The organism is Longispora urticae (assembly GCF_053902585.1).
The window spans coordinates 209,281-220,065 of the sequence record NZ_JAQZSH010000027.1 but is presented as its reverse complement, the minus strand read 5'-3'; the positions used below and the strand labels follow the sequence as shown (position 1 = coordinate 220,065).

Genomic DNA, 10,785 nt, shown 5'->3' with positions numbered 1-10,785 from the left:
ACGCTTCCCCACCCTGGTACAACGCGCACGGAGCGTGATCGAATCGCACTCAGTGTGTGGTAACTCTCAGTGACCAACCTAGACACCGAGCCCGTTGACCAGCAGCTGGACGAGCTCCTCGGCGTAGGTCCCGGTCGGGTCGTAGTCGGGGTCGAACACGGAGATGTGCAGGCCCAGGCACTCGGGCGCGTCGGTCAGCCCCGCGATCAGCAGCTCCAGCTCCCCGTAGGCGATGCCGCCCGGGTCGGGGGCGTCCACCGCGGGCATCACCGACGGGTCGAGGATGTCGACGTCCACGTGCACCCAGTAGCCGGCGCAGTCGGCCAGCACCTCCCGGGCCCACGCGGCGCTGCGGGACGCCCCCTCGGCGCGCAGCGCCGGCACCGTGCGGTGCTCGATGCCCGCCGCGCGCAGGTCCATCCGGTGCTCGTCGTGCTGGCGGATGCCGAGCACCACGACATCCTGGTCGTGCAGGTACGGCTTCAGGTCGTCGATGTCCGTCAGCGCCAACTGGCCCCGCCCGGTCGCCAGCGCCAGGTTCTCCCCCGCCGCCGCCCCCACGAACGGCGCGTTGCCCTCGTGCCGGAAGTCGGAGTGCCCGTCGAGGTACACCAGGCCGAAGCGGGGGCCCTCGGGCAGCTGGGGCGGCAGGACGGTGGCCCGGACGGCGGCGGCGACCTCCGCCGCGTACCGCTCCGGGTCCGTGTTCGACTCCGCCACCCGGGCCGCCTCCCGGGCCGCGTGCGCCGCCTCCTCGGCCGCCATCGCCAGCGACCGGCGGCGGAGCGCCAGGGCCACCCCCAGGGTGATCGAGCAGTCCCCGCCCAGGACCACCGGGAAGTAGTCCTGGTCGAGGAGGCCGCCGATCCGGGCCGCGAGGAGTTTCGAGTACACCGCGACGGAGCCCGCCTGGGCCACGCCGTCGCCGGGGCGCCACTCCCCCGGGTCGTACCGGGGCGGGGTGACGCACCCGGCGTCGTACGCCTTCAGCCGGTCCACGATCCGGGCGTCACGCAGCGCGCCGGGAGCCTTGCCACAGCCCGGGACCGACCCGATGGTCGGCGGGCGGAGGCCGAGGTTCGACGGCGCGTCGAGCACCGCGATCCTGCGCGCGGTGCTCGGGTCGTCCGGTGGGCCGGGGGGCATGGCGGTCCTGTCAGAACAGCGCGCTGGCCAGGGCCCGGCGCGCCTTCGCGACGACCGGGTCCTCGGGCGCCGCGAGGGCGAGGAGGGAGATCAGGTGCAGCCTGGCCTGGTCGCGCTCGGCCCCGGAAGTGCGCCGGACGAGCCCGACGAGCCGACTGTAGCCCTGCTCGGCGTTTCCGGACAGCACCTCGATGTCGGCGGCCAGGGTCTGGGCGGCCACGTCGTCGGGTGCGGCCTCGGCGGCGGCCAGGGCCGCGTGCGGGTCGACCCCGGCGATCCGGCGGAGGAGCTCCACCTGCGCGAGCCCGGCCTGGGCCACCGCGTCCCCCGGGTTCTCCGCCAGGAGCTCGCCGTACGCCGCCGCGGCGGTGTCCAGCTCCCCGTCCATCAGGGCGTCCTCGGCCGCCAGCAGGCGCGGGTCCTCCGGCGCCTCGGCCGGTTCACCGCCGCCCGCCTTGATCACGGCGTCCACGAACTGCTTCAGCTGGGCGTTGTCGATCACGCCCTCGAAGCCGGGGGTGGGCTGGCCGCCGATCACGGCGTACACCGTGGGCACGCTCTGCACCCGGAAGGCCTGGGTGACCCGGGCCTCCTTCTCGGCGTCGACCCGGCCCAGGACGAAGGCGCCCTCGGCCTCGGTGGCGAGGCGTTCCAGTTCGGCCCGGAGTTCGGCGGCCTCGGTCGCCCACTCGGTGCTGAACAGCAGCAGGACGGGGACCGTCAGCGACCGCTCCATCACCTCCTGGAACGTCGCCTCGGTCACGTCGATGATCGAGCCGCCCGCCGGGGCGGGTTCCGGGGCCGCTGGAGCTCCGGCCGCGGCGGCGGCTTCGGCTTTCGCCTGGGCCGCCGCCCGGTCCCGGATCGCGCCGAGGTCGACGGCGCCACGGGTGAACATCGATGGTGCGTTGCGCGGATCGAGCTGCTTCATGGGAGAAAGTCTGTCAGAAGCGGGCCGGCTCCCGGTACTCTCCCCACTCCGCCCGCAGGACGTCACAGATCTCGCCCAGGGTCGCCTCGGCGCGGCAGGCCTCCAGCATCGGCGGGACCATGTTCCCGTCGGTGCGCGCGACCGCCACGAGGTCGGCCAGGGCCGCCTGCACCCGAGCGTCGTCGCGCGCCGCCTTGCGGTCCGCCAGCAGCTTCTTCTGCTCGACCTCGACCTCGTGCGAGACCCGGAGGATCTCCAGCTCGTGGCTAATCGTCTCCGTGTGGCAGTTGACCCCGACGATCCGCTTGTCGCCGGACTCCAGGGCCTTCTGGTACACGAAGGCACTCTCGGCGATCTCCGCCATGAAGTACCCGTCCTCGATGCCCTTGAGCAGGCCCGTGGTGATCGTGCCGTCGCCGCCGATCTCCAGGATCTTCGCGAAGATCCGCTCCGCCTCGGCCTCGACCTGGTCGGTGAGCGCCTCCACGTACCACGAGCCGCCCAGCGGGTCGGCCACGTTCGTCAGGCCCATCTCCTCCATGAGGACGGCCTGGGTGCGCATCGCGATCTCGGCCGAGGAGTCCGTCGGCAGCGCCAGGGTCTCGTCGAGGGCGTTCGTGTGCAGCGAGTTCGTGCCGCCCAGGACGGCCGCCAGGGCCTCGATGGCGGTGCGGACCACGTTGTTGTACGGCTGCTGCGCCGTCAGCGACACGCCGGCCGTCTGGGTGTGGAACTTCAGCCAGAGCGCCTTCTCGCTGGTCGCGCCGTAGGTGTCCCGCAGCCAGCGGGCCCAGATCCGCCGGGCCGCGCGGAACTTGGCGATCTCCTCGAAGAAGTCCACGTGCGCGTCGAAGAAGAACGACAGGCCCGGGGCGAACCGGTTGATGTCCATGCCGCGCGACAGGCCCAGCTCGACGTAGCCGAAGCCGTCCGCCAGGGTGTACGCCAGCTCCTGCGCGGCGGTCGCCCCGGCCTCGCGGATGTGGTAGCCGGACACCGACAGCGGCTTGTACTTGGGGATCTCCGCCGCGCAGTACTCCATCAGGTCGCCGATCAGGCGCAGGTGCGGCTGGGGCGGGAACAGCCACTCCTTCTGCGCGATGTACTCCTTGAAGATGTCCGTCTGCAGCGTGCCGTCCAGCCCGTGGATGTCCACGCCCTGGCGCTCGGCCGCCACCAGGTACATGCAGAACACCGGCACGGCGGGGCCGGAGATCGTCATCGAGGTGGTGATGTCGCCGAGCGGGATGCCCTGGAACAGGGTCTCCATGTCGGCGGCGGAGTCGATGGCCACCCCGCAGTGGCCGACCTCGCCGAGCGCCTTCGGGTCGTCGGAGTCGCGGCCCATCAGGGTCGGCATGTCGAACGCGACGGACAGGCCGCCGGTGCCCGAGTTGAGCAGCAGGTGGTAGCGCTCGTTGGTCTGCTGGGCGTTGCCGAAGCCGGCGAACTGCCGGATCGTCCACGTCCGGCCCCGGTACCCGGTCGGGTAGAGGCCCCGGGTGTACGGGAACTCGCCCGGCCAGCCGATCCGCTCGAACCCGGGGTAGTCGACCCCCTCGGGCGGCCCGTAGGCCGGCTCGACGGTCTCGCCGGACAAGGTGGTGAAGTCCGCGTCGCGGACCCTCGACTTCTCGTACCGCTCCTGCCACCGGGCCCGGCCTGCGGCGATCTGCTCGGCGTCCACGACATCCCCCTGGGTTTGGGTCTGTACTCACAACAGGCGCGGTGGCGCCCCGCTCCGAATAGTAGGCCGGGCACCTTAACGATCGCTAGGGAGCCTCACCGTGTCCGGCAGTCGGGATTCCCTCCGACGGCCGTCCCACTTCCCGTTCGTACTCCCGCCGCCCTCCGGCCAGCCTGGTAACATCTGCGCGCGGTGGCCGAAGCCCCACTCTCGCGCGTTTCGCACCACAGGCGGATTCGCCCCGGGCGGTCGGGGCCGCCCGAGGCAACGCAGCGTCGCAGGAGCCGGAGTGTCCCCAGGTATGAGTGCCCAGTCCCTCGCGACGACCCCGGTCGACCCTCCGCCCACCGGCGGACGCACGCCCACGCTCCTCCGCCTGCTGCCCGCCGCGGTGGGCGCGGTCGGGCTGCTGGCCCTCCTGCTGGTGCTCGGCACCTCCGTGGTCGACATCGCGAAGTACACCGGCTATCTGGTGTACGGGGTCATGCTGCCCGGCGTCCTGGTCTACCGGTCCCTGCGCCGCGCTCCGCACAGCCTCCTCGACGACCTGGTCATGGGCGGGGTCGTCGGCCTGGCCCTGGAGATCGGCGGCTACGTCGCGGCGGGCTCCCTCGGCCTGCTCGCGTGGCTGCCCGCCTGGCCGCTGGTCGTGGTCGCCGTGTTCCTCGCCGTCCCGGCGCTGCGCCGGCACTGGCGGCCGGTGACCTACCCGCACCGCACGCCGATCGCCTGGTCGTGGTCGGTCCTCGTCGTGGTCGGCTGTTTCCTGCTCTACATGCTCGACGTCCAGCTGCGCGGGCAGGGGCCGACGCCCGCGCCGGGCGGGTCCCGGTACCTGTACGACCTGGAGTACCTGCTGTCCCTGGCCGCCGAGGCGAAGCACCACTTCCCGCTGACGGTGCCCCAGGTGACCAACGAGCCGCTGCACTACCACTGGTTCGCCTCCGCGCACCACGCCGCCGGCAGCATCATCAGCGGCACGGACCTGGCCACGGTCTACTTCCGGTTCGACCCGATCCTGGTCAGCGTCGGCGCCGTGCTGGTGCTGGCCCTCGCCGGGTGGCGGATCACCGGCCGGCCGTGGGTCGGCGCGCTCGCCGCAGCGCTGACGTTCGCGGTCGGCGAGCTGTCGCTGGAGACGTTCTCGATCTACTTCGGCAGTTCGACCACGTTCGTCTGGACCAGCCCCACCGCCGCCTACAGCTGGCTGTTCACGTTCGCCCTCCTGATCGTGGCCGTGGAGGTGATCCGCCCGTCCGGGCTGCCCGGGGCCCCGCTCGGCCGGGGGGTGTGGCCGCTGGCCATCGGGCTGGGCCTCGCCCTGACCGGCGCGAAGTCCAGCGGGGTACCGACGATCCTGGCCGGGGTCGTCCTGGTGCTCGGCGTCGGCGTACTCCGCCGGCAACGGCAGCCCCGGGTCTGGCTCCTGCTCGCCTGCCTGGTCGGCGTGTACCTGTTCGCCATGGCCGTCCTCTACCGCTTCCAGTCCCTCGGCGTGTCCCTGGACCCGCTGTCCAACGTCGGCCTGTCGCTGACGACCGTCGACCACGGCTCCTGGGCGCGCAAGGTCGCCCTCTACGTCATCGCCGTCCTCGGCTACGCGGCCTACCAGCTCCCCCGGCTGGCCGGCGTGGTCGTCCTCGCCTACCTGGCGGTCCGCAAGCGCGCCCCGTGGACGGGCGTCGAGTGGTTCCTGCTGGGCGCGATCGCCGCCGGGGTCGGGGGCACCACCCTGCTCGGCCACCCCGGCAGCAGCCAGCTGTACTTCCTCCGGTCCATCTGGGGCGCGGGCGCGATCCTGTCCGCGATCGGCTTCGTCCGGCTGGCGGAACGCCACTCCGTGCGGGGCCGGACGATGGCGGCGGTCCTGATCGGTGCCGCCGTGGCCATGACCGGCGTGCTCGGCGTGCTCCGGCACAGCGGGCGCTTCGTGCAGGGCCTCGGCGTGTGGATCTGGAAGCCCGTCGTCGCCGCGGTCGTGGCGACCGTCGTCGTGGCGGTCGTCGCGGGGCTCTTCCTCGGGCTCCTGCGCCGGACCGGACGGATACCGGCCGGCGTGGCCGCCCTGGCGGCGCTGAGCGTGGTCCTGATGGCCGGCGCCCCGGCCCTGTACATCGACACCCGGAGCCTGGGCGGCCGGTGGGGCGGGTACCACGAGCTCGTGACCCGCGACATGGTCGACGCCGCGCACTGGGTCCGCGACCGGTCCGACCCGGACGACGTGCTCGTCACCAACCAGCACCGGACCGTCGGGGTGGACTCGACCCAGCTGTCCTTCTGGCTGAACGCCTACACGGAACGGCACACCCTGGTCGGCAGCTGGAGCTACGTCCCGCGCCTGGCCAACACCGCCCGCGACCTCAAGATCAATGCCGCGCTGCTGCCGTTCTGGGACCAGGAGCTCCTCGCGCGCAACGACGCGGCGATCACCGGACCGACGGCCGGGGGCCTGCGGGAACTCCGGGACGACTACGGGGTCCGGTGGATCGTGGTGAACCGCCAGGTCGGGGTCGAGTCCCCGGACCTGGCCCGGCTCGCGGACCTCCGGCTGGTCCGGGGCCACATCGCGGTGTACTCGCTCAGGTAGCTACTTGAACGCCCACAGCCGGTGGATCTGGTAGTTGATCAGCGGCCCGGTGACGATCACGATGCCCTGCGCGATCAGCACGGGCACGCCGAGCACCTCGACGAGCAGCGGCAGCGCCACCAGGTTGTAGGCGAGGCTCCACAGCGAGACGGCGTAGAACCGGAGAAAGCCGGTCACGTACGGCCCGGAGGAGACGAACACGGACCGGCGGTAGATCGGGTACGTGACGAGCGCCGTGACGATGTTGGCCACGAGCACCGCCGCCAGGTACGGCACCCGGCCGCCGAACAGGAGCCAGGTGCCCGAGAACGTGCCGTAGAACACCACGGCGGCGATCCCGCCCGCCGCGACGTAGCGCACCCGGCGGTCGGCGATCAGGCGGGCCACCAGGCCGGTGGCGGCGGGGGCCGCCGGGGAGTCCGTGGCGGGACCGGCCACCGGACCGGTCACGACGTCGTCCGCCGGACCGCTCACCACGCCGCCCGGGCGGCCAGGAACTCCGCGTGGTCCCGGATGTAGTCGTCGGGGTCGTAGGTGTGCGAGGCGAACACCAGCAGCGTGGCGTCCGGCGAGTACTTGTACTGGGTCCCCCACACCATCGGCGGCAGGTACAGCCCCGTCGCCGGGCTGTCCAGCAGGAACTCCTGCCGCGAGGTGCCGTCGTCGGCCACCACGGAGCACTGGCCCTGCACGCAGATCAGGAACTGGTGGCACTCCTTGTGCGCGTGCTGGCCGCGGGTCTTCTCGCTGGGCACGTCGAACACGATGAAGTACCGCTGGGGGACGAACGGGATGTCGCGGTCGAACTCGCCCACCGACAGGTCGCCCCGCAGGTCCTTCACGTGGTCGAGGTGGTGCAGGGTCACGCCCTCGACCTTGGTGGTCTCGACCCGGCCCGCCGGGACCCCGCCGACGGTGTCCTCGCCGACGAACTCCGGGGAGTCCACGTAGCCGGTGATCCGCGCCGGGTTGCCGACGGCGATCGCGTACGGCGGGACGGACTTCGTCACCACGGCGCCCGCGCCGATCATCGCGGACCGCCCGATGACGACGCCCGGGAGAATCGTCGCGTTGGCCCCGATGGACGCGCCCGCCTGGACCACGGTCTTCTGGAAGGACTCCGGGTAGACCTTGCTGCGCGGCATCCGGTCGTTGGTGAAGGTGACGTTCGGCCCGACGAAGACGTCGTCCTCCAGCGTCACGCCGTCCCAGAGCTGCACGCCGCACTTCACGGTCACCCGGTCGCCCACGACGACGTCGTTCTCAACGAACACCCCGTCGCAGATGTTGCAGTCGGCCCCGATGACCGCGCCGGGCAGCACGTGGGCGAAGGCCCACACCCGGGTGCCGGCCCCGATGGCGGTCGACTCGCACAGGGCCTGGGGGTGCACGTACGTCGACATCAGTCGTCCTTCCGCGGTTGTGCCTCGACACCGGGGAACGCGAGCTCGCGGAGCACGATCGCCAGGGGCCGCTTCTTGGTGTTCTCGTAGCCCCGCCAGGCGTAGGAGCCGATCAGGCCGAGGCCGAGGGTGTTGACGCCGCCGAAGAACAGGACGACGAGCATCGTGGCCGCGTACCCCGGGACGGTGAGCCAGCCCGACACCCGCGCGACCAGCACCACGAGCCCGAGCACGACGGCGAGGGCGACCCCGAGGCCGCCGAAGCCGAGGAGCACCTTGATCGGCAGGTCCGTGAACGCGAACACGCTGTCCATCAGGTAGCGGACCTTCTTGCGCAGCGTCCAGGCCGACGTGCCGTGCACGCGCTGCTGGCGATCGTAGGCCACGGCCTTGCGCCGGAAGCCGAGCCAGAACAGCAGCGCGATGAGCGACGTGTTGGCCTCCTCGCAGGCCAGCAGCGTGTCCCGGAACACCCGGTTGCAGCCGAAGGCGTCCACGCCGCCCTTCGGGATCTGGGGCGAGACGAACTTGCGGTAGACGGCCCAGAAGACCGTGGACGGCAGCCGGGTACTGAGCGGGTCCGCGCGCGACTCGCGGGTCCCGATCACGACGTCGTACTCCTCGGTGGTCAGGCTCGTGAAGAACTCCATCACCAGCTCGGGCGGCTCCTGGAGGTCGGCGGCCATCATCGCGAAGTACTCGCCGGTGGCGTGCTGCAGGCCCACCCTGATCGCGGCGAACGAACCGAAGTTCCGGGACAGCACGATCAGCCGGGACGCGAAGTCCTGCCGGGGCAGCGCGTCGCGGAGGATCGCCGCGGAGTCGTCCGGGCTGCCGTCGACCACGAAGACGGCCTCCAGCCGGCCGTCGAGCTGGATGTTCAGCTTGTCGACCACGACCAGGAGGTCGGCGAGCGAGTCCTGGTTCTTGTACACGGGGATGACGAGCGAGTACACGGCTACGGCCTCCACGCGTTGACCGTGTCCGCGACCCAGTCGATCTCCGCGTCGGTGAGCTCCGGGAAACAGGGCAGGGTGAGCACCTCGGTGGCCAGCCGCTCCGTCACCGGCAGCGACACGTCCGCGAAGGCGTCGCCGAACATCGGCTGCCGGTGGTCCGGCGTCGGGTAGTGGATGTCGTGCGGCACGCCGTTCTCGCGGAGGTGCGCCGCCAGAGAGTCCCGGTCGGCCGCCCGGATGACGTAGAGGTGGGCCACGTAGTCCGCGCCGGACACCGCCGGCAGGGTGACGAGCGGGTTGTCGATCCGCTCGGCGTACCGGCCGGCCACCGCCGCCCGCCGAGCGGTCCAGTCGGGCAGGTACGGCAACTTGGTGCGCAGCACGGCCGCCTGGAGCTCGTCGAGCCGGCTGTTGCGCCCGTGGGCGATCGCGGAGCTGTACTTGCGGTCCCAGCCGTACTGCCGGAGCTGGCGGACCGTCCGGGCCACCTCGGGGTCGCCGGTGACGACGGCCCCGCCGTCACCCAGCGCGCCGAGGTTCTTGGTCGGGTAGAAGCTGAAGGTCGCCGCGTCGCCCCAGGCCCCGGCCCTGCGGCCGCCCCGGGCCGCGCCGTGCGCCTGCGCGCAGTCCTCGACGAGCTTGACCCCGTGCGCGGCGGCCAGGCGGGTGAGCTCCTCGATCGCCGCCAGCCGGCCGTACAGGTGGGTGACGATGACGGCCCGGACGTCCCCGGCGCGCAGGACCGCCTCCAGGGCGTCGGGGTCCATGCCGAAGGTCACCTCGTCGACGTCGACGAAGACCGGGACGGCGCCGACGGCGTTCAGGGCGATGGTGCCGTACCCGCCGGCGTTGGCCGCGACCGCGACCCGGTCGCCCGCCGCCACGCCGACCGCCCGGAGCGCGAGTTCGAGGGCGTCGGTGCCGTTGGCCACGCCGACCGCGTGCGGCTGTCCACAGTAGTCGGCGAACTCGGCCTCGAACGCCGCCACCTCGTTGCCGAGGACGTACCAACCGCTGGCCACGAGCCGGGCGCACGCCTCAAGGATCTCGGCCTCCAACGGCCCGTTGTGCCGCAGGAGCTCATTTATGGACTTGAGGGTTGTCACGCGCAGAGTCCTTCAACGTCAACAAGCAGGATAGAAAACGCAGAACCGGACGATAGTGGTACTGCTGGTGCAAACAACCCGAACGCGGAGCCCGGAGCCATCACGCAGAGCATTCTAGCTGGTCCCGGCTGTCCGACTTTGCCCGGCGGTTTGGGTGTCCGTTTGCGAGATCGACATCCACAGTCAACGATCCCGCCAGGTCGGCGACCCCTGCCCCGGCGGACGGTTGACACCGGCCATAGGCTGCGAACTATGACGGAGCAGCCTGACGCGTCGGCCCCCCGCCTGGGTGGTTATGTCCCGGTCCCGGAGGAGTACGCCCCGGTGAACACCAACAACTACCCCGTCGGGTACGTGCCCCCGGTGGTCGTCGAGCCCCCCACGGGGCAACACTCGCTGAGCGCCTTTCGCCGCGCCGAGCAGCTCGAACAGATCCCGGAACAGCGCACCGAACCCCAGCGCGTCGAACCACCGCGCGCCGAGCGCCGGGCCGGTACCGACACCCCGGAGCGCCGCGCCGGCGGGGCCCCGGACCGCCGGGGTACCGCCGAGGTCCCGGCGAGCAGGGGCGTGACCCGGGTGGCCGACGAGGTGGTCGAGAAGGTCGCGGCGATCGCGGCCCGCGAGGTCGAGGGCGTGCACGACCTCGGGGGCGACGTGTCCCGGATGTTCCAGTCGGTCCGGGAACGGATCGGGCTCGGTACGACGGACGCCTCGGCGACCCGGGGCGTGTCGGTGGAGCTGACCGGCGGGCAGGCGGAAGTGCGCCTGACCCTGGTGGTGGAGTACGGACACGTGGTGCTGACCGTGTGCGACGCCGTACGGGCCAACGTGATCGAGGCCGTCGAGCGGATGCTGGGCGTGGCCGTGACCGAGGTGAACATCCTCGTGGACGACATCCACACGCCGGAGTTCGAGGAGCGCTGACCGGGCGACGGGGGCCGGCGTGCGGCCCCCGTACCCGTC

Annotated in this window: 9 protein-coding genes; 2 read left to right on the top strand and 7 right to left on the bottom strand. The window is 71.9% G+C overall.

The annotated features are described in order from the left end of the window. Positions 1 to 78: 78 nt before the first annotated feature. The 3 genes from PT931_RS17285 to PT931_RS17275 are packed head-to-tail and all read right to left on the bottom strand — an operon-like array spanning position 79 to position 3,764. Entirely contained in the window at positions 79 to 1,146 is a 1,068-nt protein-coding gene (locus tag PT931_RS17285) for an arginase family protein (RefSeq protein WP_456246755.1), read from the bottom strand. A 10-nt stretch (positions 1,147 to 1,156) separates the two neighbouring features. Beyond that, on the bottom strand, positions 1,157 to 2,077 hold the full coding sequence (locus PT931_RS17280) for a tetratricopeptide repeat protein (RefSeq protein WP_363728254.1): 921 nt from the start codon (positions 2,075 to 2,077) through the stop codon (positions 1,157 to 1,159). Between the two features lie 13 nt (positions 2,078 to 2,090). Beyond that, the gene (locus PT931_RS17275; RefSeq protein WP_456246754.1) at positions 2,091 to 3,764 is read right to left on the bottom strand and encodes an acyl-CoA mutase large subunit family protein; all 1,674 of its coding nucleotides are present in this window, start codon (positions 3,762 to 3,764) and stop codon (positions 2,091 to 2,093) included. A 301-nt stretch (positions 3,765 to 4,065) separates the two neighbouring features. Between PT931_RS17275 and PT931_RS17270 the strand changes: the two genes are divergently transcribed. Next, positions 4,066 to 6,351 carry a hypothetical protein gene (locus PT931_RS17270; protein WP_456246753.1) on the top strand — a complete coding sequence of 762 codons (2,286 nt, stop codon included), beginning with the start codon at positions 4,066 to 4,068 and terminating at the stop codon, positions 6,349 to 6,351. Here the strand turns inward: PT931_RS17270 and PT931_RS17265 are convergent, their stop codons facing one another. From PT931_RS17265 to PT931_RS17250, 4 genes are read right to left on the bottom strand one after another with little or no spacing between them, the layout of a single operon-like run. Continuing rightward, positions 6,352 to 6,801, bottom strand: a complete 450-nt coding sequence (locus PT931_RS17265; RefSeq protein WP_456246752.1) for a GtrA family protein — start codon at positions 6,799 to 6,801, stop codon at positions 6,352 to 6,354. A gap of 20 nt (positions 6,802 to 6,821) precedes the next feature. After that, on the bottom strand, positions 6,822 to 7,754 hold the full coding sequence (locus PT931_RS17260) for a WxcM-like domain-containing protein (protein WP_456246751.1): 933 nt from the start codon (positions 7,752 to 7,754) through the stop codon (positions 6,822 to 6,824). Next, a complete protein-coding gene (locus tag PT931_RS17255; protein WP_456246750.1) occupies positions 7,754 to 8,725 on the bottom strand; it encodes a glycosyltransferase family 2 protein in 972 nt (323 codons plus the stop codon). The genes PT931_RS17260 and PT931_RS17255 overlap by 1 nt, the downstream gene beginning before the upstream one ends. After that, positions 8,713 to 9,819 (bottom strand): DegT/DnrJ/EryC1/StrS family aminotransferase, encoded by a 1,107-nt coding sequence (locus PT931_RS17250; protein WP_456246749.1) that lies wholly within the window; start codon positions 9,817 to 9,819, stop codon positions 8,713 to 8,715. The genes PT931_RS17255 and PT931_RS17250 overlap by 13 nt, the downstream gene beginning before the upstream one ends. 252 nt (positions 9,820 to 10,071) lie before the next feature. Here PT931_RS17250 and PT931_RS17245 point away from each other — a divergent pair, with 252 nt between their 5' ends. After that, positions 10,072 to 10,746, top strand: coding sequence for an Asp23/Gls24 family envelope stress response protein (locus PT931_RS17245; RefSeq protein ID WP_456246748.1), 675 nt, complete (start codon positions 10,072 to 10,074; stop codon positions 10,744 to 10,746). Positions 10,747 to 10,785: the final 39 nt, after the last annotated feature.